This is a genomic window from Ottowia pentelensis (assembly GCF_964341695.1).
Genome location: NZ_OZ224513.1, coordinates 1,295,490 through 1,317,450 on the forward strand (window position 1 = coordinate 1,295,490; position 21,961 = coordinate 1,317,450).

Annotated in this window: 22 protein-coding genes and 1 other RNA gene; 18 read left to right on the forward strand and 5 right to left on the reverse strand. The window is 69.5% G+C overall.

What is annotated here, in order from left to right:
- The first annotated feature begins 53 nt into the window (after positions 1-53).
- The gene (locus tag ACWHMB_RS06235) at positions 54-665 is read left to right on the forward strand and encodes a LapA family protein (protein WP_293225679.1); all 612 of its coding nucleotides are present in this window, start codon (positions 54-56) and stop codon (positions 663-665) included.
- Positions 666-740: 75 nt separating this feature from the next.
- Here ACWHMB_RS06235 and ACWHMB_RS06240 read toward each other — a convergent pair whose 3' ends face one another.
- Entirely contained in the window at positions 741-1,184 is a 444-nt protein-coding gene (locus ACWHMB_RS06240) for a universal stress protein (RefSeq protein ID WP_293225681.1), read from the reverse strand.
- Positions 1,185-1,412: 228 nt separating this feature from the next.
- Here ACWHMB_RS06240 and ACWHMB_RS06245 point away from each other — a divergent pair, with 228 nt between their 5' ends.
- The 9 genes from ACWHMB_RS06245 to ACWHMB_RS06285 all read left to right on the forward strand — a co-directional run bounded on the left by ACWHMB_RS06245 (position 1,413) and on the right by ACWHMB_RS06285 (position 9,153).
- Positions 1,413-3,698 carry a heavy metal translocating P-type ATPase gene (locus ACWHMB_RS06245; RefSeq protein WP_377483773.1) on the forward strand — a complete coding sequence of 762 codons (2,286 nt, stop codon included), beginning with the start codon at positions 1,413-1,415 and terminating at the stop codon, positions 3,696-3,698.
- Positions 3,698-3,835: a cbb3-type cytochrome oxidase assembly protein CcoS gene (ccoS, locus tag ACWHMB_RS06250; protein ID WP_377483771.1), complete on the forward strand. Its 138-nt coding sequence runs from the start codon at positions 3,698-3,700 to the stop codon at positions 3,833-3,835. The genes ACWHMB_RS06245 and ccoS overlap by 1 nt, the downstream gene beginning before the upstream one ends.
- 68 nt (positions 3,836-3,903) lie before the next feature.
- Positions 3,904-5,340, forward strand: coding sequence for a cytochrome-c oxidase, cbb3-type subunit I (ccoN, locus tag ACWHMB_RS06255; protein ID WP_377483769.1), 1,437 nt, complete (start codon positions 3,904-3,906; stop codon positions 5,338-5,340).
- A gap of 22 nt (positions 5,341-5,362) precedes the next feature.
- The gene (gene ccoO / locus ACWHMB_RS06260; protein ID WP_293224432.1) at positions 5,363-5,980 is read left to right on the forward strand and encodes a cytochrome-c oxidase, cbb3-type subunit II; all 618 of its coding nucleotides are present in this window, start codon (positions 5,363-5,365) and stop codon (positions 5,978-5,980) included.
- A gap of 17 nt (positions 5,981-5,997) precedes the next feature.
- Positions 5,998-6,135 (forward strand): cbb3-type cytochrome oxidase subunit 3, encoded by a 138-nt coding sequence (locus ACWHMB_RS06265; protein WP_293224424.1) that lies wholly within the window; start codon positions 5,998-6,000, stop codon positions 6,133-6,135.
- Positions 6,136-6,152: 17 nt separating this feature from the next.
- Complete coding sequence (gene ccoP / locus ACWHMB_RS06270; protein WP_293224422.1) at positions 6,153-7,076, forward strand: cytochrome-c oxidase, cbb3-type subunit III; 924 nt, start codon at positions 6,153-6,155, stop codon at positions 7,074-7,076.
- Positions 7,077-7,138: 62 nt separating this feature from the next.
- On the forward strand, positions 7,139-8,560 hold the full coding sequence (gene ccoG, locus ACWHMB_RS06275) for a cytochrome c oxidase accessory protein CcoG (RefSeq protein ID WP_293224420.1): 1,422 nt from the start codon (positions 7,139-7,141) through the stop codon (positions 8,558-8,560).
- Positions 8,561-8,564: 4 nt separating this feature from the next.
- Positions 8,565-8,837, forward strand: a complete 273-nt coding sequence (locus tag ACWHMB_RS06280) for a nitrogen fixation protein FixH (RefSeq protein ID WP_293224418.1) — start codon at positions 8,565-8,567, stop codon at positions 8,835-8,837.
- Between the two features lie 19 nt (positions 8,838-8,856).
- Positions 8,857-9,153 carry a hypothetical protein gene (locus ACWHMB_RS06285; protein WP_293224417.1) on the forward strand — a complete coding sequence of 99 codons (297 nt, stop codon included), beginning with the start codon at positions 8,857-8,859 and terminating at the stop codon, positions 9,151-9,153.
- A gap of 40 nt (positions 9,154-9,193) precedes the next feature.
- Here the strand turns inward: ACWHMB_RS06285 and ffs are convergent.
- An RNA gene (gene ffs, locus ACWHMB_RS06290) (signal recognition particle sRNA small type) lies at positions 9,194-9,290 on the reverse strand.
- Positions 9,291-9,295: 5 nt separating this feature from the next.
- Positions 9,296-9,547, reverse strand: coding sequence for a hypothetical protein (locus ACWHMB_RS06295; RefSeq protein WP_293224416.1), 252 nt, complete (start codon positions 9,545-9,547; stop codon positions 9,296-9,298).
- 203 nt (positions 9,548-9,750) lie between these two features.
- Between ACWHMB_RS06295 and dnaX the strand changes: the two genes are divergently transcribed.
- From dnaX to ACWHMB_RS06315, 4 genes are all read left to right on the forward strand, one after another.
- Positions 9,751-11,598 (forward strand): DNA polymerase III subunit gamma/tau, encoded by a 1,848-nt coding sequence (gene dnaX, locus ACWHMB_RS06300; RefSeq protein ID WP_447648476.1) that lies wholly within the window; start codon positions 9,751-9,753, stop codon positions 11,596-11,598.
- 33 nt (positions 11,599-11,631) lie between these two features.
- Positions 11,632-11,967 carry a YbaB/EbfC family nucleoid-associated protein gene (locus ACWHMB_RS06305; RefSeq protein ID WP_293224412.1) on the forward strand — a complete coding sequence of 112 codons (336 nt, stop codon included), beginning with the start codon at positions 11,632-11,634 and terminating at the stop codon, positions 11,965-11,967.
- 13 nt (positions 11,968-11,980) lie between these two features.
- Complete coding sequence (recR, locus tag ACWHMB_RS06310; RefSeq protein WP_293224410.1) at positions 11,981-12,571, forward strand: recombination mediator RecR; 591 nt, start codon at positions 11,981-11,983, stop codon at positions 12,569-12,571.
- 206 nt (positions 12,572-12,777) lie between these two features.
- Positions 12,778-13,836 carry an ABC transporter substrate-binding protein gene (locus ACWHMB_RS06315; RefSeq protein WP_447648477.1) on the forward strand — a complete coding sequence of 353 codons (1,059 nt, stop codon included), beginning with the start codon at positions 12,778-12,780 and terminating at the stop codon, positions 13,834-13,836.
- A gap of 13 nt (positions 13,837-13,849) precedes the next feature.
- Here ACWHMB_RS06315 and ACWHMB_RS06320 read toward each other — a convergent pair whose 3' ends face one another.
- Both ACWHMB_RS06320 and gloB read right to left on the reverse strand, forming a co-directional pair.
- Positions 13,850-15,403, reverse strand: coding sequence for a transglycosylase SLT domain-containing protein (locus ACWHMB_RS06320; protein WP_377483765.1), 1,554 nt, complete (start codon positions 15,401-15,403; stop codon positions 13,850-13,852).
- Complete coding sequence (gene gloB / locus ACWHMB_RS06325) at positions 15,400-16,170, reverse strand: hydroxyacylglutathione hydrolase (RefSeq protein ID WP_377483763.1); 771 nt, start codon at positions 16,168-16,170, stop codon at positions 15,400-15,402. The genes ACWHMB_RS06320 and gloB overlap by 4 nt, the downstream gene beginning before the upstream one ends.
- Before the next feature lie 135 nt (positions 16,171-16,305).
- Between gloB and ACWHMB_RS06330 the strand changes: the two genes are divergently transcribed.
- From ACWHMB_RS06330 to ACWHMB_RS06345, 4 genes are all read left to right on the forward strand, one after another.
- Positions 16,306-17,082: a class I SAM-dependent methyltransferase gene (locus ACWHMB_RS06330; protein ID WP_377483761.1), complete on the forward strand. Its 777-nt coding sequence runs from the start codon at positions 16,306-16,308 to the stop codon at positions 17,080-17,082.
- Position 17,083: 1 nt separating this feature from the next.
- A complete protein-coding gene (gene rnhA, locus ACWHMB_RS06335; RefSeq protein WP_377483838.1) occupies positions 17,084-17,506 on the forward strand; it encodes a ribonuclease HI in 423 nt (140 codons plus the stop codon).
- 93 nt (positions 17,507-17,599) lie between these two features.
- A complete protein-coding gene (locus tag ACWHMB_RS06340; RefSeq protein ID WP_377483759.1) occupies positions 17,600-18,832 on the forward strand; it encodes an efflux RND transporter periplasmic adaptor subunit in 1,233 nt (410 codons plus the stop codon).
- A gap of 7 nt (positions 18,833-18,839) precedes the next feature.
- The gene (locus ACWHMB_RS06345) at positions 18,840-21,926 is read left to right on the forward strand and encodes an efflux RND transporter permease subunit (RefSeq protein WP_447648478.1); all 3,087 of its coding nucleotides are present in this window, start codon (positions 18,840-18,842) and stop codon (positions 21,924-21,926) included.
- The last annotated feature ends 35 nt before the right edge of the window (positions 21,927-21,961 follow it).

Here is a 21,961-nt window from a genome sequence, read left to right on the forward strand (position 1 = left end):
GGTGGGCGCTTACACTCTTCGCAAGTTCGCACATCGACCCTTCAGGAGCCCCCATGTCCTTGCGCACGCTGTTTTTCCTGCTGATTTGCGCCGCCATCGCCACCTTCGTCGGTGTCAACTGGACGGAAATGAACCGGCCGACCGACCTGTCGCTCATCTTCACCCACGTCACGGCGCCGCTGGGCCTGGTGCTGGTGGGGCTGATGGTGCTGCTGTTCGTGGTGTTCGTCGGCGTGATGGCCTACACCCAGGGCACGGTGCTGATGGAGACGCGCCGCCACGCCAAGGAACTGGCGGCCCAGCGCGAGCTGGCCGACAAGGCCGAGGCCTCGCGCTTCACCGACCTGCGCCAGCACCTGGACCAGGAGGTGGCGCGCCTGACCGACGCCGTCGAGCGCCAGAAGCAGGACACGATGTCGCGCATCGACCGCGCCGAAATGGGCCTGCGCGAGCGCCCGGTGGACGCCGAGATCGGCCGCCTGGCCGATGCCGTCGAGAACCACAACCGCGACCTGCATTCACGTGTCGACCGGCTGGAGATGGGCCTGCGCGAAGGCTTGGCCGGTTACATTCCGGCTCCCGCCAGCGTGCGCCCGGCGGCGCTGGAGCAGCCCGCAGCCGCGCCCGTCGACCCGGTCGGCCAGGTCACGCCGGGACACGAATGAAAATGGGCGATGGCGCTTGATGAACAAGCGCCGACAGCTATCAAAACGATAGTATTTTCTGGTGGCGGCGCGTGATCAGTGCAGCACCAGCACCGGGATTTTCGCGTGCGTCACCACATGCTGGGTCTCGCTGCCCAGCAGCAGGCGCGACATGCCGCGGCGGCCGTGCGAGGCCATCACGATCAGGTCGGCCTTGTGCTTGGCGGCCAGCTCCAGCAGCGCGTCCGACACCAAGTCCGACTCGGCCATCACCTCGGTCACCTTGACCTTGTGCGCCGCGGCGGCGTCACGCACCACGTCCAGGTGCTTGCGCCCGATGTCGGCCCAGCTTTGCTTGATGCGCGCGATCTCGTCCTCGTGCAGCGCCAGCGAGCCGTCGTAATAGCCGCGCGGATAGACCGGGATGACGGTGGCCGCCAGCAACTCGGCGCCGCAGGTGGCCGCCAGCCGCACGGCGTGATCGACGGCCTTGTTGGACAGCTCCGACCCGTCGGTGGCAACCAGAATGCGCTGATACATGATCTTTCTCCTTGTGTGTGACGATGCGCCCCTCCACGCGTGCGCCGCAGCGCGTGCCGGCGTCAAAACCATACCGCATTCGCGGCGCCGGTGCAGGCGCGGGGTGCGTTCGCCGCCATGTTCGCCCACCCACGGCGGCGCCATATTGACCTGCGTCAAGCGAAGGCGTCCGCGGTTCGGTTATGGTTGCCGTCCATGCTGGCAGAAGGGACTCTTCACGCAGCCGCGATGGCAGCACCCCAGGGAGGCGACGCCCCCCCGGCCGGGCTGTCGCTGCTGGACGAGCGCGACGAGTGGCTGGCCTTCAGTCGCCGGGTGGCCGAGGCCGGCGCGGCGGCGGCCCCCGAGGGCTGCTGGGAATCGTCGGTGGCGGTGGAAGGCATGCACTGCGCGGCCTGCGCCGGCACCATCGAGCGCCTGATCGGCGCGGTGCCGGGCGTGCGCGAGGTGCAGGTCAGCGCCGCGGCCCAGCGCGCCCGGGTGTTGTGGGACGAGCGGGCCACGCGGCCCTCGCGCTGGCTGGCGGCCCTGCAGGGCAGCGGCTACCGCGCCGTGCCGGTGCACGACCTGCAGGCGGCCGTGCAGCGCCAGGCCGACACGCGCCGCATGCTGTGGCGCCTGGGCGTGGCCGGCCTGTGCATGATGCAGGTGATGATGTACGCCGCCCCGTCGTACTTCACCGCGCCGGGCGAGATCGAGCCCGACCTGATCCACCTGCTGCGCTGGGCCCAGTGGGTGCTGTCGCTGCCGGTGCTGCTGTTTTCGTGCCAGCCTTTCCTGAGCGGCGCCTGGCGCGATGCGCGCGCGCGCCGAGTCAGCATGGACCTGCCGGTGGCGCTGGGCATGCTCATCACCTTTGCCGTCAGCAGCCTGGGCACCTTCGAGCCCGCGGGGCCGTTCGGCCACGAGGTGTATTTCGACTCGTTCACCATGTTCGTGTTCTTCCTGCTGGCCGGGCGCTGGCTGGAGCTGCGCCTGCGCGACCGCGCCGCTGGCGCGCTGGAGGCGCTGATGCACCGCCTGCCCGACAGCGTGCAGCGCCGCGATGCGGGCGGCGCCTGGCAGCGCGTGTCGGCGCGCCGCGTGCGCGTGGGCGACGTGCTGCGTGTGCTGCCGGGCGAGGGCTTTGTGGCCGACGGCACGATCCTGAGCGGCCAGACCACGGTCGACGAGGCCTTGCTGACGGGTGAGTCGCGCCCGGTGGCGCGCAGTCGCGGCGAGACGGTGATTGCCGGCAGCCACAACCTGAGCCAGCCGGTGGAGCTGCGCGTGAGCCAGGTGGGCGCGGGCACGCGCTACGCCCAGGTGGTGGCGCTGATGGAGCAGGCCGCCATCAGCAAGCCGCGCATCGCGCAGCTGGCCGACCGCCTGGCCACGCCCTTTCTGCTGTTCGTGCTGGCGGCGGCGGGCCTGGCCTGCCTTTGGTGGTGGCCGCGGGACCCGGGACAGGCGCTGATGGTGGCGGTGGCCATCCTGGTGGTGACCTGCCCCTGCGCGCTGTCGCTGGCCACGCCGGCGGCCATGCTGGCCAGCGCCGGGGCGCTGGCGCGGCGCGGCATTTTGGTGCGGCGCCTGCAGGCCGTCGAGGCGCTGGCCGGGGTGGACACGGTGGTGTTCGACAAGACCGGCACCCTGACGCGCGACGCCTTCGTGCTGCAGCGCGTGCTGCTGCGCGAGGGCGTGGCGCAGGCCGACGCGCTGGCCCTGGCCGCCGCGCTGGCGCGCCACAGCCTGCACCCGGTGTCGCGTGCGGTGGTGACGGCCGCGGGCGATGTGGCGCCCCTCGACGCCTCGCAGGTGCACGAGGTGGTCGGGCAGGGCGTGGCGGGCGAGATGGCCTGGGGCGGGCAACTGCGGAGCCTGCGGCTGGGCTCGCACGCCTTTTGCGGCGTGCCCGCCGTGGCGGCGGCCGGGCCGGTGAGCCATTTGAGCGACGGGCGGGGCTGGCTGGCCAGCTTTTTCTTTCTGGAAGACATTCGCGCCGACGCCCCGGCGGCCGTGGCGGCCCTGCACCAGCAAGGCCTGCGGGTGCAGCTGGTGTCGGGCGACGACGCGCGCACGGCGGCGCAGGTGGGCGGGCAGCTCGGCGTCGACGCGGCCCTGGGCGGCTGCTCGCCGGCCGACAAGCTGGAGCACCTGCGGGCGCTGCAGGGGCAGGGCGCGCGCACCGCCATGGTGGGCGACGGCTTGAACGATGGCCCGGTGCTGGCGGCGGCCCAGGTGTCGTTCGCCTTCGGCCGCGCGGTGCCGCTGGCCCAGGCGCAGTCGGACTTCGTGGTGCTGGGCGAGCGCCTGCGGGCGGTGCCGGCGGCGCGCCGGCAGGCATTGCGCACGGTGGCCGTCGTCAAGCAGAATTTGACTTGGGCCATGGTTTACAACGCGGCCGCCGTGCCCATGGCCATGGCGGGGTGGATGCCGGCCTGGGCCGCGGGCCTGGGCATGGCCACCAGCTCGCTGGTGGTGGTGCTGAACGCGCTGCGGTTGTCGCGCGGCATGGATGGGGAGTGGGCCTGATGGACGTGCTGTACGTGCTCATCCCGCTGTCGGTGGTGCTGGTGTTTTTTGTTTTGGGGGCGCTCGGCTGGGCCATTTACCGGGGCCAGTTCGAGGATGTGGAACGTGAGGGGCAGCGCATTCTCGAGGACGATTGACGCACGTCAACGTGCCCATGACGCGATCGAGGATACTGCTGCGCGGTTGTTAAGCAGGAACGATTGACATGACATTTGCCAACGCTAAAGCGACGGTCTACAACGACAAGGTGGTGCGCCAACTGGCCATCATGACGGTGGTCTGGGGGGTGGTGGGCATGCTGGTGGGCGTGATCATCGCCGCCCAGCTGGCCTGGCCCGATCTCACGTTCGGCATTCCGTGGCTCAGCTACGGGCGCCTGCGGCCGCTGCACACCAACGCGGTGATCTTCGCCTTTGGCGGCACGGGCCTCATCGCCACCTCGTTCTACGTGGTGCAGCGCACCTGCCAGGTGCGCCTGTTCAGCGACAAGCTGGCGTCGTTCGTCTTCTGGGGCTGGCAGGCGGTCATCGTGGGGGCGGTCATCACGCTGCCCATGGGCTACACCAGCAGCAAGGAATACGCCGAGCTGGAGTGGCCCATCGACGTGCTGATCACCCTGGTGTGGGTGGCCTACGCCATCGTCTTCTTCGGCACCATCGGCACACGCAAGGTCAGGCACATCTACGTCGCCAACTGGTTCTACGGCGGCTTCATCCTGGCCATTGCGCTGCTGCACATCGTCAACAGCGCCGAGCTGCCGGTGGGCCTGTTCAAGTCCTACTCGGCCTACGCCGGGGTGCAGGACGCCATGGTGCAGTGGTGGTATGGGCACAACGCCGTGGGCTTCTTTTTGACGGCGGGCTTTCTGGGCATGATGTACTACTACATCCCCAAGCAGGCCGAGCGCCCGGTGTACAGCTATCGCCTGTCGATCGTGCACTTCTGGGCGCTGATCTTCACCTACATGTGGGCCGGCCCGCACCACCTGCACTACACCGCGCTGCCCGACTGGGCGCAGTCGGTGGGCATGGTGTTTTCGCTGATCCTGCTGGCGCCCAGTTGGGGCGGCATGCTCAACGGAATCATGACGCTGTCGGGCGCCTGGCACAAGCTGCGCGACGACCCGATCCTGCGCTTTCTGATCGTCTCGCTGTCGTTCTACGGCATGTCCACCTTCGAGGGGCCGATGATGTCGATCAAGACCGTCAACGCGCTCAGCCACTACACCGACTGGACCATCGGCCACGTGCACGCCGGCGCGCTGGGCTGGGTGGGCCTGATCACCATGGGTTCGCTCTACTACATGATCCCGCGCCTGTACGGCCGCAAGCAGATGTACAGCGTGAAGGCGATCGAGGCGCACTTCTGGATCGCCACCATCGGCATCGTGCTGTACATCGCCGCCATGTGGATCGCCGGCGTGATGCAGGGCCTGATGTGGCGCGCGGTCAACGCCGACGGCACGCTGACCTACACCTTCGTCGAGTCGGTCAAGGCGACCTTCCCGTTCTACGTGATCCGTCTGCTGGGTGGCCTGCTGTACCTGAGCGGCATGGTGCTGATGCTGTGGAACACCGCCAAGACCGCCGCGGCCGGCCGCGTGGTGCCGGTGTCCATTCCCGCCGCCGTGGCGCACGCCTGAAGCCAGAAAGGACCCATGCATCATGGCGCAAGAAAAAATCACCGGTCACGCACGCATCGAGACCAGCAACTTCCTGATGATCGTGCTGATCCTGATCGTGGTCTCCTTCGGTGGCCTGGTCGAGATCGTGCCGCTGTTCTTCCAGAAGTCCACCACCCAGCCGATCGAGGGCCTGAAGCCCTACACCGCGCTGCAGGTGGTGGGGCGCGACGTCTATATCCGCGAGGGTTGCAACAACTGCCACTCGCAGATGATCCGCCCCTTCCGCGCCGAATTGCTGCGCTATGGGCCGTATTCGGTGGCGGGTGAATTCGTCTACGACCACCCGCACCTGTGGGGCAGCAAGCGCACTGGGCCCGACCTGGCGCGCGTGGGCGGGCGCTACAGCGACGACTGGCACCGCGCGCACCTGAACAACCCGCGCGACGTGGTGCCCGAGTCCAACATGCCGGCCTACCCGTGGCTGGAGCGTACCGCCGCCGACGCCGGCAGCATCCAGGCCCACATGCGCGGCCTGCGCACCCTGGGCGCTCCCTACACCGACGAGGAGATCGCCAAGGCGCCCGAGGACGTCAAGGGCAAGAACGAGCTGGACGCCCTGGTCGCCTACCTGCAGGTGCTGGGCATTCATCGCAAGTAAGCACGGAGGGCATTCGCATGGACATCAATCTGCTGCGCGGCGTCATCACCGTGGTGACGTTCATTGTTTTCGTGGGCATCGTGGTGTGGGCCTGGTCGGGCCGCAACCGCGCCCGCTTCGAAGAAGCCGCTCGCCTGCCGTTCGAGCAGGACTGAACCCCGGGACACACGACATGAGCGACTTCACAAGCAACTTCTGGTCGGTGTATGTCACCGTCATCACACTGGGCGGCATCATCGCCTGCCTGCTGCTGCTGTGGTTCAGCGGCAAGACCAAGGCCATGACCCTGCAGGACAACACCACCGGCCACGTGTGGGACGAGGACCTGCGCGAGATGAACAACCCGCTGCCGCGCTGGTGGGTGGGCCTGTTCATCATCACCTGCGTGTTCGGCTTCGCCTACCTGTACCTGTATCCGGGCCTGGGCTCCTACCAGGGCTCGCTCAAATGGACGCAGATCGGCCAGCTCGACCAGGAACTGGCCAAGGGCAAGGAGCAGGTGGCTCCCATCTACGCCGCCTTTGCCGGCAAGAGCGTGGAGGAGCTGTCCAAGGACCACCAGGCCATGGCCATCGGCGACCGCCTGTTCATGAACAACTGCGCCCAGTGCCACGGCTCGGACGCGCGCGGCGGCAAGGGCTTTCCCAACCTGACCGACCGCCAGTGGAACTGGGGCGGCACGCCGGCGCAGATCGAGGAAACCATCGCCAAGGGCCGCACCGGCGTCATGCCGCCGATGGCCGCCGCCGTGGGCACGCCCGAGGACGTGCGCAATGTCGCCAACTACGTGCTCAGCCTGTCGGGCGCGCCGCACGATTCGGTGCGTGCCAACCTGGGGCGCGCCAAGTTCGTGGCCTGCGCCGCCTGCCATGGCATCGACGGCAAGGGCAATCCGGCGCTGGGCGCGCCCAATCTGACCACGGGCATCTTCACCCACGGTCCGGGCGTCGAGTCGCACATCGTCAGCATGATCACCAACGGCCGCACCGGCGTGATGCCCGCCTGGGACAGCAAGTTCAGCCCCGAGCAGCTGAAGCTGCTGGCGGCCTACGTCTGGGGCAAGGGTGGCGGCATGCCGGCCGAGGTGGCGAAATAGGCGAGATCCGGCTCTGACTGGAGCGTGCGCGCCGCCGGGTGCGCACGCTCGAAGCGTTTGACATGAAACCATCCAAGCAAGCGGCGGCGGCAGCGACATCCCCGGACGAGGGGGCGACGGTCTGGCTCTACGAGGCGCAGAAGAAGGTTTATCCGCGCAGCATCAGCGGCCTGTTCACGCGCTGGCGCTGGTTCTTCGTCTTTGCCACGCAGCTGTTCTTCTATGGCATGCCCTGGGTGCAGTGGGGCGGGCGCCAGGCCATGCTGTTCGATCTGGAGGCGCGGCGCTTTTACATCTTCGGGCTGGTGCTGTACCCGCAGGACGTCATCTACCTGACGGGCATCCTGATCATCTCGGCGCTGCTGCTGTTCCTGTTCACGGCGGTGGCGGGGCGCCAGTGGTGCGGCTACGCCTGCCCGCAGACGGTCTACACCGAGATCTACTTGTGGGTGGAAAAGCAGTTCGAGGGCGACCGCCAGGCGCGCCTGCGGCTGGATGCGGGGCCCATGTCGCCCAACAAGCTGTGGCGCAAGGCCGGCAAGCACGGGGTGTGGATCGCCATCGGCCTGTGGACGGGGCTGAGCTTCGTCGGCTACTTCACGCCCATCCGCGAACTGGTGGGCCACATCGCCACGTGGTCGCTGGGGCCGTGGGAGACGTTCTGGATATTCTTCTACGGCTTTGCCACCTGGGGCAATGCCGGCTTCATGCGCGAGCAGGTGTGCAAGTACATGTGCCCGTATGCGCGCTTTCAGAGCGCCATGTTCGACAAGGACACGCTGATCGTTACCTACGACGCGGCGCGCGGCGAGCCGCGCGGCGGCCGCTCCAAGAAGGCCGACCCGAAGGCGCTGGGCCTGGGCGACTGCATCGACTGCACGATGTGCGTGCAGGTGTGTCCCACCGGCATCGACATCCGCGACGGCCTGCAGTACGAGTGCATCAGCTGCGCCGCCTGCATCGACGCCTGCGACGAGGTGATGGACAAGGTGGGCTACCCGCGCGGGCTGATCCGCTACTCGACCGAGCGGGCGCTGGAGCAGGGCTGGGGCAAGCGCGAAATCTGGCGCCGGGTGCTGCGCCCGCGCGTGCTGATCTACAGCGCGGCGCTGGCCGCCCTGATCGTCGCCCTGGCCGCCAGCCTGTGGCTGCGCACGCCCTTCAAGGTCGACATCGTGCGCGACCGCGCCACGCTGGCGCGCATCGTCGAGGGCGGGCAGATCGAGAACATCTACCGCGTGCAGGTCATGAACGCGACCGAGCAGCCGCGCACCTTCAGCCTGGCGGTCGACGGTCTGCCGGGCCTGACGCTGGTGAGCGAGCCCAGCGTCACCATCGACGGCGCGCAGTCGATGTGGGTGCCGGTGCAACTGCGCCTGCCCTATGATGGCGCCAAGCCGGGATCGCACGAGATCCACTTCCGCGTCGATTCGCCCGGCGTGGGCGAGGTGCGCGAAAAATCCGTCTTCATCGTTCCAAGGTAAGCCGATGTCAACTAGCCAAGAACCCGCGAGCGGCCCGTGGTGGAAGTACGGCCACATGTGGCTGGTGGTCAGCGGCCCCGCCATCGTGGTGGTGGCCGGCTTTTTCACCCTGTATCTGGCCATCAGCCGGCCCGACCCGGTCTACACCGATGCCCAGCGCGTCGTGGCGACCCGGCAGCAGCCCGGCACGTCGTCGACACCGGCCACCCTGGCACCGGCCATGCAGGCGCGCAATCACGCCGCCACCGGTGGCGTTCCCGGCAGTCAGCGCCCGTGAGGCGCGGGAGATTCGCACGATGCTGCGCCAACGCTTGATGTGGATTGCCTGGCCGGCCTTCATGGTCGCCGCCGCGCTGGAGATGATGGTGTTCGCCGTGCTCGACCCCTTGTCGCTGACCCTGTTCGGCGAGACGGTGAACTGGCCGCGCGAGACGATCTACAGCGTCACCTTCTTCATTTTCTGGGTCATGCTGATGCTCAGCAGCGGCATCACCCTGATGCTGGCGCGCCCGGCGCGCGAGGTCAATGGTTTCGACCACCCCGAGGTGGTGCAACCGCCACCCGACTGGACGCCGCCCGACGTCCTCAAATGAAATCGGCGCCCCTGGGGCGCCGATGACTTGAGTGGGAAAAGGTGACGAGCCTTGACCCCGGCACTGACTCCAGAGTGAGGGCTGCTTGGTTCCCCACCTGACCCGGTTGGCTCCTTCACCATGCGGGAAGGCCCGTCGCCAACTATTGTAGCGGCAGCAGGCGGCGCTCGGCCTCGGCGCGGCCGAAACTGAGGGCCAGCAGTTGAAAGATTTCGGCGCGCAACTCGTCCATGCGCTGGGGATCCTGGCAGTCGCGCAGCCGCGCCATCAGGCGGCCGCTGCGGGGGTGCTGACAGCCGCGCAGCGCCTGGATGAGGGACGCCGCCTCGGGACAGGCCGCGATGAGGGCCGTCTCGGAATCTGCGAAATCAGGGCTGTCGATGCGGTGCAGCATGGATGGAGGAAGCAGCTCGGCGCGGGGTGCGGCGCGTGGCTTTCAAACCTTTGATCATGACGATGTTGCGCCGCAGCATAACGCGCTTTGGCGACTTGCGCGAACGGGCGTTGTGCGAATGCATCGTTTCAGAGTTTGCACTCTAAAACACGGGCTGGCACCGCCTGACCGAAGTCAAGGCATGCGCCCGTAGAATCGCCGCCATGTCCTATCTGGTGCTGGCCCGCAAATATCGGCCTCGCAATTTTGCCGAACTGGTGGGCCAGGAGCATGTGGTGCAAGCGCTCAGCAACGCTCTGACGCAGCAGCGGCTGCACCACGCCTACCTGTTCACCGGCACGCGCGGCGTCGGCAAGACCACGGTGTCGCGCATCCTGGCCAAGTCGCTCAACTGCACCGGCGCCAACGGGCAGGGCGGCATCACCGCCACGCCCTGCGGTGTGTGCCCGGCCTGTACCGACATCGACGCCGGCCGCTTCGTCGACTACACCGAGCTCGACGCCGCCAGCAACCGCGGCGTGGACGAGGTGCAGGGCCTGCTGGAGCAGGCGGTCTACAAGCCGGTGCAGGGTCGCTTCAAGGTCTTCATGATCGACGAAGTGCACATGCTCACGAACACCGCCTTCAACGCCATGTTGAAGACGCTGGAGGAGCCGCCCGAATACCTCAAGTTCGTGCTCGCCACCACCGATCCGCAGAAGGTGCCGGTGACGGTGCTGTCGCGCTGCCTGCAGTTCAACCTGCGGCCGATGGCGCCCGAGACGGTGCAGGAGCATCTGCAGCGCGTGCTGGCAGCCGAGCAGGTGAGTGCCGACGCGCCCGCCCTGTGCCTGCTGGCGCGCGCCGCGCGGGGCTCCATGCGCGACGCGCTGAGCCTGACCGACCAGGCGATCGCCTTCGGCTCCGGCCAACTGCACGAAGCGGCGGTGCGCCAGATGCTGGGCAGCGTCGACCGCAGCGTGGTGTTCAGCTTGATCGAGGCGCTGGCGCAGGGCGACGGCCGTGCCGTGGTCGAGCAGGTCGACCAGCTGCGCGCCGCTGGCCAGTCGGCCGCCACCACGCTGGAGGACATGGCCGGCGTGCTGCAGCGCATGGCCGTGCAGCAGGCGGTGCCGACCATGGCGGTGGACGAATCCGACCGCGACGCCGTGCGCACCGCCCAGCTGGCCCAGCGGATGCCGGCCGACGAGACGCAGCTGCTGTACAGCCTGTGCATACACGGCCGTGCCGAGCTGGGCCTGGCGCCCGACGAGTACGTCGGCCTGACCATGGTGCTGCTGCGCCTGCTGCCCTTCAAGCCCGGCCCGGCCGCCGGCGCCACGGCTGAAAAAAAAACTCTGAAAGCGGCTGAGCCGGCGGCCCATGCCCCTGCGGCGGCGTCGCATGCCCAGGCGCCCGTCGCCGCATCCGTGGCAGCGGCGCGCGCGCCCGACGGCGAGCAGCCGCCGTCTCCTCATGCGCCGACCCCGACCGCCACGGCCCAGGCCGGCCCGCCGGTGCAGGCCCTGCCGGTGCGCGAACCCGGCCGTCCGGCGCCCGAGCCCAGGGCGGCTTCCCCGGCGCCCTTCGACGCGGTCGTCGCCACCCCCGTGCGCCAGGCGGCGCAATCACCCGAGCCACCGGCCCGACCGATCGGCATCGAGCCGGCGCCGCCCACCGTGGTGCCGGGTGCCGAGGGCGACTTCTGGCATGCGCTGGTGCAGAAGCTGGTGGCCGCCGAAGCGGTGACGGCGCTCACGCGCGAGCTGGCCTTGCAGGCCGAACTGGTGGCGCGCACGGCGGACTGCTGGACGCTGCGGGTGGAAAGCGGCTCGCTGGCGCAGTCGGGCGCGCGCGAGCGCCTGCAAGCGGCCCTGGCGGAGGCCGGCCACACCGTGCAACTGCAGGTGGAGCTGGGCGCCGTCAAGGACTGTCCTGCGCGCCGCAACGCCCTGGCCGCCACGCAGCGCCAGAAGACGGCCGAGTCCGTGCTGATGGCCGACCCCTTCGTGCAGGAAATGATGCGCGAGTTTGGGGCGAAAATCGTACCCGGCAGCGTCAAACCGCTGTAGAGCTTTCTTGAATACCCACGTAGAGGATGAGCGATGTTCAACAAAGGACAACTGGCCGGCCTGATGAAGCAGGCCCAGGCGATGCAGGACAACCTGAAGAAGGCCCAGGACGAGCTGGCCAACCTGGAGGTCGAGGGCGAGTCGGGCGCCGGCATGGTCAAGGTGCTGATGACCTGCAAGCACGACGTCAAGCGCGTCACCATCGACCCCAGCCTGCTGGCCGACGACAAGGACATGCTGGAAGACCTGGTGGCCGCGGCCTTCAACGCCGCCGTACGCAAGGCCGAGGAAGTCTCCAACGAAAAAATGGGCAAGCTGATGCCGGCGGGCATGCCGGGGCTGCCGGGCGGCATGAAGTTTCCGTTCTGACCGCGCCTTCGCCTTGAGCGACACCCACAGCCTCGACACCCTGGTGCAGGCGCTGCGCCGGCTGCCCGGCGTGGGCCAGCGCTCGGCGCAGCGCATGGCCTTTCACCTGCTGCAGCACGACCGGCCGGGCGCGCAGGCCCTGGCGCAGGCGCTGGATGCGGCCGTGCAACAGGTGCGCCATTGCCGCCTGTGCCACACCTTCACCGAGGCCGAGGTGTGCGCCACCTGCCTCGATCCGCGCCGCGACGCCAGCAAACTGGCGGTGGTCGAGACCCCCGCCGACCAGGCCGCGCTGGAGCGCACGGCCGCCTTTCGCGGCCGCTACTTCGTGCTGATGGGGCGGCTGAGCCCACTCGATGGCGTGGGCCCGCAGGACATCGGCCTGCATGAATTGCTGGCGCGCGCCAGCGACGGCCTGGTGCAGGAGGTGATCCTGGCCACCAACTTCACCGCCGAGGGCGAGGCCACCGCGCACGTCATCGGCCAGGCGCTGAAGGCGCGCGGGCTGACGGTGACACGCCTGGCGCGCGGCGTGCCGGCGGGCAGCGAGCTGGAATACGTCGACCTGGGCACCATCGCGCATGCCCTGGTCGATCGCCGTTGAAGCGTTTCGGTTACTATTGATTACATAGCTGCTCGCGCTTGATCGGCGGGGGCTGCGGCCCGGTTTCGTTTAAAAACTCGAAACGCCGACGCCTAGCCGATCTGCCGCCCTGCGGCATCAATGAAAACCCCATCCGGGCACGTCCCGATGCACACGTGCCGGGGCTTGGTTAGGGTCTGGGTTGACCTTGCCGACCGCTGCGTGCCGTGCTGACCGCCTGCCCTTCACCCGATCTCCAACGTCGCCGCTGGCTGGCGGCGGCGCCCGCCCTCGGGCTGCTGGCCAGCCCCGCGCTGCGCGCGCAAACGCGGCCAGAGCGCCCGCGCGTGACGGTGGCGGTGGGCGGGCTGGCCACGCTGTACTACCTGCCGCTCACCCTGGCCCAGCAGCTGCATTATTTCGACGACGAGGGCCTGAGCGTCGATCTGCAGGATCACCCCGGCGGTGGCCCGGCCGAGCAGGCCATGGTCAGCGGCCACGCCGACTTGGTGGCGGGCGCCTACGAGCACACGGTGATCCTGCGCCAGCGCGGCATCAACTGCCGCGCCTTCACGCTGCTGGGGCGCGCGCCACAGGCGGTGCTGGGCGTGGGCGGCCCGGCCTTGCCCGAGTTTCGCGACGCGCGCCAGTTGCGCGGCCAGCGCATCGGCATTTCGGCGGCCGATTCGGCCACCCAGTGGTTTGCGCGCCTGGTGCTGGCGCGCGCCGGCGTGCGCGCCAACGAGGTGAGCTGGGTGGGCGTGGGCACCGGGGCGGCGGCGGCGGCGGCACTGCAGGAAGGGCGCATCGGCGCCATCGCCAGCGTCGATCCGGTGATCAGCCAGCTCGAGTTTCGCGCGCAGATTCGCGTCATCGCCAACGCGCGCTCGCTGCGCAGCACGCAGCAGCTGTATGGCGGGCCGATGCCGGGCGGCTGCCTGTACGCGCCGCAGGGCTTCATCGTGCGCTACCCCAACACCGTGCAGGCCCTGGCCAACGCCCTGGTGCGCGCCCTCAAGTGGCTGCAGACGGCCGGCCCCAGCGACATCGTGCGCGCCGTGCCCGAAAGCGCCATGTCGGGCGACCGCGCGATCTACCTGTCGGCGCTGGACAAGGTGCGCGAGGCGTTTTCGCCCGACGGCCTGATCAGCGAAGCCGCCGTCACGACCGCGCACGAGCTGGTGGCGCGGCATGTTCCGGCCGTGGCCCCGGTGCGGGCCCCCGCGCCCGCCACCACTTACACCAACGAATTCGCCCAGCGCGCCAAGCTGCGCTTTGGGGCGTAGTGGGCGCCGCCGTTCAGCGGCGCTTCTTGGTGGTCGCCTTGCCGGCCGCCTTGCGTGCCGGCGTCGCCTTGTGCGCGGCTTTGGCGGGCGCCGCGCGGCGCTGGGCGCGCTGCGGCGTTGCATGGCGCGATGAGGCCTTGGCGCCCGCGCGCGGACTGGCCGTCGCGGCGCGACCGGCACGCACCGGCAGATACACCACCACCGCCCGGCCCGGCTTCAGGGCAGCGCTGGCGTGGGTCTTGTTCCAGCCGGCCACGGTGGCGGCCGGCAGGTCGTAGCGGGCGGCCACCAGGGCGATGGTGTCGCCGCGGCGCGCACGCACGGTGGTGCGGCGCAACACCACCTCGGGCGCCAGCGCCAGGTGCGCGTTGTCGACCACCTGCGGTGCCACGGCGGACGGGGTTTTCCCGTTGCGCGGCACCACCAGGGTGGAGCCCTGCTTGATCATCATGCCGCGCGGCACGCCATTGAGTTCGCGCAGGTCGCCTTCGTCCATGCTCACCTGCCGCGCCGCCTCGCGCGTGGCCATGGTGCTGGGGGCCACCCAGGCCGTCCACGAGGCCAGCGTGGTCGGGTCGGCGGCGGCCAGGTTCTTCTTGAAGACGGCGGCGTTGTCCCAGGGCAGCAGGATCTGGGGCGTGCCGGCGGCAAAGATGATCGGCTTGCGCTGCGAGGGGTTGAGCGCCTTGAAGTCTTCCAGCCGCACCCCGGCCAGGCGCGCGGCCATCTCGACGTCGATGTCGCGCGTGATGTCGACGGTGTCGAAGAACGGGTGGTTGCCGATGTCGGGCAGCATCTCACCGTACAGCTTGGGGTCGGCGATGATGTTCTTGACCGCCTGCAGCTTGGGCACGTAGTTGCGCGTCTCGGCCGGCATGTTCAGGTCCAGGTAGCCGGTGGGCAGGCCGGCGGCGCGGTTGCGCTCGATGGCCTTGGCGACGTTGCCCTGGCCCCAGTTGTAGGCCGCCAGCGCCAGATGCCAGTCGCCGAACATGTCGTGCAGCTTCTGCAGGTAGTCCAGCGCCGCGCGGGTCGAGTCGAGCACGCTGCGGCGCTCGTCGCGCAGCACGTTTTGCGTCAGCTGAAAGTCGCGCCCGGTGCCGGGCATGAACTGCCACAGGCCGGCGGCCTTGGCACTGGACACCGCCTGCGGGTTGAACGCCGATTCGACGTAGGGCAGCAGCGCCAGCTCGGTCGGCATGCCGCGCAGCTCCAACTCCTCGACCACGTGAAACAGGTACAGGCGCGAGCGCTCGACCATGCGGTCGATGTAGTCGGGCCGGCTCAAATACCACTGCTGCTGCTGGCGCACCAGGTCGGTATCGAGGTTGGGCATGGCAAAGCCGCGGCGGATGCGCTCCCACAGGTCGGCGGGGGCGGCCAGCGGGGCGACCTTGCCGCTGGGCAGCTCGGTCACGGCCACGGCGGGCATGGCGCCCGCCTGGCCGGTCGGGGTGGCGCCCGCCGTGGGCGTGCCGGCCGCGCCGCCATCGGCTTCCTTGGGAGGCACGGCGCAGCCGGCCAGCCAGACACAGGCGCCCAGCGCCAGCACATGCAGGAGTTTCATCGGAACGTGTTCTTCCATTCACGAAGGGCGGCGAACACCGCCACTTCGTCGTGGGCGGACGGCGTGTGCGCCCGCACGGCCTGCACCACCGCCGGCTGACGGCTGTGCAGAAAGGGGTTGATGGCCCGCTCGGTGCCAATGTCGGACGGCAGGGTCGGCAGCCCCTGCGCGCGCCGCTGCTCGCACTGGCGGGTGTAGTCGGCCAGCGCCCGGTTGCCGGGCTCGACGGCAATGGCGAACCGCAGGTTGGCCAGGGTGTACTCGTGCGCGCAGCACACGCGTGTGGCGGCCGGCAGCGCGGCCAGCGTGTCGAGCGAGGCCAGCATCTGCTCCGGCGTGCCCTCGAACAGGCGCCCGCAGCCACCCGAAAACAGCGTGTCGCCGCAAAACAGCAGCGGCGCGCCATCGACGTCGGCGGCAAAGTAGGCGATGTGCCCGGCCGTGTGGCCCGGCACGTCGATGACCTGCCAGTCGATGCCCAGCACCGTCACCCCTTGCCCGCCGCGCAGCGGCTCGAAGGGCTCCGGAATGCGCTCGCGCGCCGGGCCGTACACCGGCGCCCCGGTGGCGGCCCGCAGGGCGGCCACGCCGCCCGTGTGATCGCCGTGATGGTGCGTGACTAGAATGCCCTGCAACTGCAGACCCAGGCGGTCGAGCGCCGCCTGCACCGGCTGGGCATCGCCCGGATCGACCACCAACGCACGTGCACCATCGTGCAGCAGCCACAGGTAGTTGTCCTCGAAGGCGGGCAGGGCGATCAGATTCATGAAGAGCGGATTTTATTCACCATCGAGCGGGGGCCTGGACCGTGCTGCGTGGCTGGTGCTGGATGCGCTGGCTGGCCGGCCTCTCCAACGCCCGAAGAATCCGCTTCCCAACGGGACCACGGAGCAAACCCGGGCATGAGCGATCTGCACGACTGGTTCCAGACGCCCGCCGGCCAAGTGGTGCTGGCTTGGGAGCGCGCGCGGCTGGACGAGGCGCTGGCCGACGTGTTCGGCTACCACGCGCTGCAACTGGGCCTGGCCGAGCTGGACGCGATGGCGGCCAACCGCATGCCGCACCGCTGGCTGGCCAACGTGACACCACCCTTGCCCGAGGCGGCGGTCCCGCGCACGGCCCTGGTGACCGACAGCACGGCCCTGCCATTTGGCGAGGCCAGCCTCGACTTGGTGGTGCTGCCGCACACGCTGGAGTTCAGTGCCGACCCGCATGCCTGCCTGCGCGAGGTGCAGCGCGTGCTGGTGCCGGAGGGGCGGGTGGCCATTACCGGCTTCAACCCGGCCAGCCTGTGGGGGCTGCGCCAGTATCGCGCGCACTGGCTGGGCGGGCGCCTGTTCTTGCCCGACGTGGGCGAGTTCATCGGCCCGCGACGCCTGCGCGACTGGCTGCAGCTGCTGGAGCTGGAACTGGAGTCGGCCGAGTTCGGCTGTTATCAGCCCGCCGTGCGCGGCGCCCGTACACTCGCGCGCTTCGGCTGGCTGGAGCGGCTGGGGCAGCGCTGGTGGCCCATCCTGGGCGCAACCTATTGCATCGTCGCCGTCAAGCGTGTGCGCGGGCCGCTGCTGATCGGGCAAAGCTGGCGCAAGGCGGCCGCCCCCGTGGGCCAGCCGGCGTCCATTGCCGGGCGCGCCACGCCGGCCGGCCATCACAAGGAAAGTCATTTTGGATCGCGTTGAGATGTACACCGACGGCGCCTGCAAGGGCAACCCCGGCCCCGGCGGCTGGGGGGTCTTGCTGCGCTCGCCGGGCCACGAGAAAGAGTTGTGCGGCGGTGAGCCGCTGACCACCAACAACCGCATGGAGCTGACCGCCGTGATCGAGGGCTTGAGCGCCCTCAAGCGCCCGTGCGAGGTGGCGCTGTACCTGGACAGCCAGTACGTGCGCCAGGGCATCACCAGCTGGATCACGGGCTGGAAGGCCAAGGGCTGGCGCACTTCCACCGGCCAGCCGGTGAAGAACGTCGACCTGTGGCAGCGGCTGGATGCGCTGGTGGCGGGCAGCGGCCACCGCATCGCCTGGCATTGGGTGCGCGGCCATGCCGGCCACGAAGGCAACGAGCGCGCCGACGCGCTGGCCAATCGCGGCGTGCCGCGCGGCTGATTTTTTCTGCGCCGGATGGCCCCGATGCCGGGGCAGCGGGCCTGGCTGCTGCTACAGTTTGCAAGATTTGGCGCTGCGGTGGCGCCGGTGCGCGTGAGCCCAAACTTGAAGACCTCGACATCCCTGATCGCTGTCCTGGCCCTGGCGGGTGCCTTGGGCGTGGCCTGGTGGGTGCAACGCCCGCCGGCCACGGCGACCACCAAGAGCGCCGCAGCGGCCCAGCCCGGTGTGGCCGGTGGCGCGCCGGCGCGCGCGGCCGTGGTGGTGGAGACGGCGCCCGTGCGCCGCCAGGCCGTGGCCGACGACGTGGAAGCCGTGGGCTCGCTGCGCTCGCGCCAGGGCACCGTGGTGCGCGCCGAGGTGGCGGGCCGGGTGGTGCAGATCGGCTTTCGCGACGGCCAGAAGGTGGTGCGGGGCCAGTTTCTGGTGCAACTGGACGACCGGCTGCAACAGGCGCAACTGCAGCAGGCGCAGGCCGAGCTGTCGATCGCACAGGCCAACCACCGGCGCAACACCGAGCTGGTGGCGCAGGGCTTCATCAGCCAGCGCGGGCTGGATGAAAGCGCGGCGGCGGTCAAGGTGGCCCAGGCCAAGGCCGAGCTGGCGCGTGCCACCGCCGCGCGCCTGCGGGTGCTGGCGCCTTTCGACGGCGTGGCCGGGCTGCGCAACATCAGCGTCGGCGACTATCTGAAAGACGGCGCCGACATCGTCAACCTGGAAGACATGAACGCGATGTATGTCGACTTTCGCCTGCCCGAGCGCTGGCAAGCCCGCGTGCGGCCGGGCCAGAGTGCGCGCGTGCAGGTCGAGGCGCTGCCCGAGCGCGCCTTTGCCGCCGTGGTGCAGGCGGTGGACCCGCAGATCGACGCCAACGGCCGCAGCCTGATCGTGCGCGGCTGCATCGACAACCGGCGGCTGCAGTTGCGCCCGGGCATGTTTGCGCGCGTGGCCGCGCGCCTGGGCGATGACCGCGCGGCGCTGATGATTCCGGAGCAGGCCGTGGTCTCGCAAGGCGGCCGGCAAAGCGTCTATCGGCTGGTCAAGGCCGAAGGCCCCGAGGGGACGCCGGCCTGGCGCGGCGAGCGCGTGGACGTGCAGACCGGTGTGCGCCTGGCCGGCCTGGTCGAGATCGTGCAGGGCCTGGCCGAGGGCGAGCGGGTGGTCACGGCCGGCCAGCAACGCATCCAGGGCGATGGCGCGCTGCTGCGCGTGGCCGACACCTCGGCCGCCGCGACGCCTGCAGCGCCGGCCGCCTCGAGCGCCGCCGTGGCCTGGGCCGAGACCCTGCCCGGCCCCAGCCCCTGCGGCGCCGCGCCCGCACGCTGAGCGCGCCATGCAACTGAGCGAGCTGTCCATTCGCCGCCCGGTGTTCGCCACCGTGCTGTCGCTGCTGATCCTGCTGGTTGGCCTGGTGAGCTACACGCGCCTGTCGGTGCGCGAGTACCCCAAGATCGACGAGCCGGTGGTGACGGTGAGCGTACGCTACGCCGGCGCCTCGGCCGAGGTGATCGAGTCGCAGGTGACCAAGCCGCTGGAAGACTCCATTGCCGGCATCGACGCGGTGGACGTGCTGACCTCGATCAGCCGGCCCGAGCAGGGACAGATCAGCGTGCGCTTTCGGCTGGAGAAGGACGCCGACACGGCCGCCGCGGAAGTGCGCGACCGCGTCTCGCGCGTGCGCAACAAGCTGCCGCAGGCGATCGACGAGCCGGTCATCGCCAAGGTCGAGGCCGATGCCTTTCCGGTCATGTGGCTGGCGTTTTCCAGCGACACGCGGTCGCCGCTGGAGATCAACGACCTGCTCAACCGCATCGTCAAGGCGCGGCTGCAGACGGTGACCGGCGTGGCCGACGTGCGCATTTACGGCGAGCGCAAGTACGCCATGCGCGTGTGGCTGGACGCCAACCGCCTGGCGGCCTACCGCCTGACCACGCAGGACGTGGAAGACGCCATCCGGCGCAACAACCTGGAGCTGCCGGCCGGGCGCATCGAGTCGAGCCAGCGCGAGTTTTCGGTCACCTCGCAGACCGACCTGGTCACGCCCGCCGAGTTTGCCGCCGTGGTGGTCAAGACCGTCAACGGCTTTCCGGTGCGCATTGCCGACCTGGGCCGGGTGGAGGAAGGCGCGGCCGACGAGCGCAGCGCGGTGCGGCTGAACGGTCGGCCTTCGATTTCGGCCGGCGTGATCCGCCAGGCCACGGCCAACCCGCTGGAGCTGTCCAAGGGCGTGCGCGAGCTGTTGCCGCGCCTGCAGCAGGATCTGCCCGATGACGTGAAGGTCGACATCGCCAGCGACAACTCGGTGTTCATCGACCGCGCGGTCAAGAGCGTGTATGCCACCATCGCCGAGGCCATCGTGCTGGTGGCGCTGGTGATTTTTGTCTTTCTGCGCACGATGCGTGCCTCCATCATTCCCATCGTCACCATTCCGGTCAGCCTGATCGGCTCCTTCGGCCTGATGGCGCTGGCCGGTTTTTCCATCAACACGCTGACGCTGCTGGCGCTGGTGCTGGCGATCGGCCTGGTGGTGGACGACGCCATCGTGATGCTGGAGAACATCTACCGCCACATCGAGGAGGGCATGGCGCCGTTTGCCGCCGCCATCCACGGCGCGCGCGAAATCAGCTTCGCCATCATCGCCATGACGCTCACGCTGGCGGCGGTGTTCGCGCCGCTGGCCTTCACGCCCGGGCGCACCGGGCGGCTGTTCGTCGAGTTCGCGCTGGCGCTGGCGGGCGCAGTGGTGGTGTCGGGCTTCGTGGCGCTCACGCTGACGCCCATGCTGTGCTCCAAGTTGCTGCGCCACAACCCCCATCCGCACTGGTTCGACCGCAGCATGGAGCGCGCGCTGACGGCGCTGGCCAACGGCTACGGCCGACTGCTGCGCCGCATCCTGAGCGGCTGGCGCTGGGCGGTGGGCCTGGTCATGCTGGGCTGCGCCGCCGCGATTGCGGTGGTCTACCCCAGCTTGCGCCAGGAGCTGTCGCCGCTGGAAGACCGCGGCATGATCCTGGCCAGCATCAACGCGCCCGACGGCTCCACCCTGGCCTACACCGACCGCTATGCGCGCGAGCTGGCGCAGATCGGCGAGCGTTATCCCGAGTTCGATCGCATCTTCGCCAACGTCGGCAACCCCACGGTGTCGCAGGGCAGCGTGATGTACCGCGCGGTGGATTGGTCCGAGCGTCAGCGCTCGACGCTGGACATCGCGCGCGAGCTGCAGCCGCAGTTCAACCGCATTGCCGGCGTCAACACCTTCGCCATCACGCCGCCGTCGCTGGGGCAGGGCTTTCGCGAGCGGCCGGTCAGCTTCGTGGTGCAGACCTCCGACAGCTATGCCAACCTCAACGAGGTGATGCGCCAACTGCTCGCCGAAGTGGCCGGCAACCCGGGCTTCATCGCCCCCGACGTGGATCTGCGCCTGTCCAAGCCCGAGCTGCGTATCGAGGTCGACCGTGCGCGGGCGGCCGACCTGGGCGTGGGCGTGGACGCCGTGGCGCGTGCCATCGAGACCATGCTGGGCGGGCGCGTGGTCACGCGCTACAAGCGCGACGCCGAGCAGTACGACGTGATCGTGCAGACGGCCATCACCGGTCGCAGCACGCCTGACGACATCGAGCGCATCCAGCTGCGCGCCAGCAAGGGCGGGGTGGATGCCATGGTGCCGCTGTCGGCCCTGGTCACGGTGCGCGAAAGCGTGTCGCCGCGCGAGCTCAATCACTTCGGTCAACGCCGCTCGGCCACGCTCACGGCCAACCTCGCGCCCGACTATTCGCTGGGCGAGGCGCTGGGCTTTTTGCAGCAAAGCGCCGACAAGGTGCTCAAGACCGGCTACACGACCGATCTGAACGGCATCTCGCGCGAGTTCCGCTCCTCGCAGGGTGCCCTGATCGTGGTGTTCGCGCTGGCGCTGCTGTTCATCTTTCTGGTGCTGTCGGCGCAGTTCGAGAGCTTCGTCGATCCACTGGTCATCATGTTCTCGGTGCCGTTGTCGATGATCGGCGCGCTGCTGGCGCTCAAGTGGAGTGGCGGCTCGCTCAACGTCTATTCGCAAATCGGCCTGATCACCCTGGTCGGCCTGGTCACCAAGCACGGCATCCTGATCGTCGAGTTCACCAACCAACTGCGCCAGCGCGGCGAGCCCATGCTGGACGCCCTGGTGCACGCCAGCAGCCAGCGCCTGCGCCCCATCCTGATGACCACCGGCGCCATGGTGCTGGGCGCGCTGCCGCTGGCCCTGGCCACCGGCGCCGGGGCCGAGAGCCGCCGCCAGATCGGCTGGGTGATCGTGGGCGGCATGAGTCTGGGCACCCTGCTGACGGTGTTCGTGGTGCCCACCATGTATTCGCTGCTGGCGCGCCGGCGCGTGCCGGGGGCCATCAACGAGCCGGTAGCAGGCCCCGTCGTGGCGCCCCACTGAGGGGATCCATGCCTTGGGGCGGGAGTGCCGGATCC

Bases quoted from the DNA above. Each gene is read 5' to 3' on its own strand.
- ACWHMB_RS06235 (WP_293225679.1), top strand. From the start codon at position 54: ATGTCCTTGCGCACGCTGTTTTTCCTGCTGATTTGCGCCGCCATCGCC.
- ACWHMB_RS06240 (WP_293225681.1), bottom strand. From the start codon at position 1,184: ATGTATCAGCGCATTCTGGTTGCCACCGACGGGTCGGAGCTGTCCAAC.
- ACWHMB_RS06245 (WP_377483773.1), top strand. From the start codon at position 1,413: ATGGCAGCACCCCAGGGAGGCGACGCCCCCCCGGCCGGGCTGTCGCTG.
- ccoS (WP_377483771.1), top strand. From the start codon at position 3,698: ATGGACGTGCTGTACGTGCTCATCCCGCTGTCGGTGGTGCTGGTGTTT.
- ccoN (WP_377483769.1), top strand. From the start codon at position 3,904: ATGACATTTGCCAACGCTAAAGCGACGGTCTACAACGACAAGGTGGTG.
- ccoO (WP_293224432.1), top strand. From the start codon at position 5,363: ATGGCGCAAGAAAAAATCACCGGTCACGCACGCATCGAGACCAGCAAC.
- ACWHMB_RS06265 (WP_293224424.1), top strand. From the start codon at position 5,998: ATGGACATCAATCTGCTGCGCGGCGTCATCACCGTGGTGACGTTCATT.
- ccoP (WP_293224422.1), top strand. From the start codon at position 6,153: ATGAGCGACTTCACAAGCAACTTCTGGTCGGTGTATGTCACCGTCATC.
- ccoG (WP_293224420.1), top strand. From the start codon at position 7,139: ATGAAACCATCCAAGCAAGCGGCGGCGGCAGCGACATCCCCGGACGAG.
- ACWHMB_RS06280 (WP_293224418.1), top strand. From the start codon at position 8,565: ATGTCAACTAGCCAAGAACCCGCGAGCGGCCCGTGGTGGAAGTACGGC.
- ACWHMB_RS06285 (WP_293224417.1), top strand. From the start codon at position 8,857: ATGCTGCGCCAACGCTTGATGTGGATTGCCTGGCCGGCCTTCATGGTC.
- ACWHMB_RS06295 (WP_293224416.1), bottom strand. From the start codon at position 9,547: ATGCTGCACCGCATCGACAGCCCTGATTTCGCAGATTCCGAGACGGCC.
- dnaX (WP_447648476.1), top strand. From the start codon at position 9,751: ATGTCCTATCTGGTGCTGGCCCGCAAATATCGGCCTCGCAATTTTGCC.
- ACWHMB_RS06305 (WP_293224412.1), top strand. From the start codon at position 11,632: ATGTTCAACAAAGGACAACTGGCCGGCCTGATGAAGCAGGCCCAGGCG.
- ACWHMB_RS06320 (WP_377483765.1), bottom strand. From the start codon at position 15,403: ATGAAACTCCTGCATGTGCTGGCGCTGGGCGCCTGTGTCTGGCTGGCC.
- gloB (WP_377483763.1), bottom strand. From the start codon at position 16,170: ATGAATCTGATCGCCCTGCCCGCCTTCGAGGACAACTACCTGTGGCTG.
- ACWHMB_RS06330 (WP_377483761.1), top strand. From the start codon at position 16,306: ATGAGCGATCTGCACGACTGGTTCCAGACGCCCGCCGGCCAAGTGGTG.
- rnhA (WP_377483838.1), top strand. From the start codon at position 17,084: ATGTACACCGACGGCGCCTGCAAGGGCAACCCCGGCCCCGGCGGCTGG.
- ACWHMB_RS06345 (WP_447648478.1), top strand. From the start codon at position 18,840: ATGCAACTGAGCGAGCTGTCCATTCGCCGCCCGGTGTTCGCCACCGTG.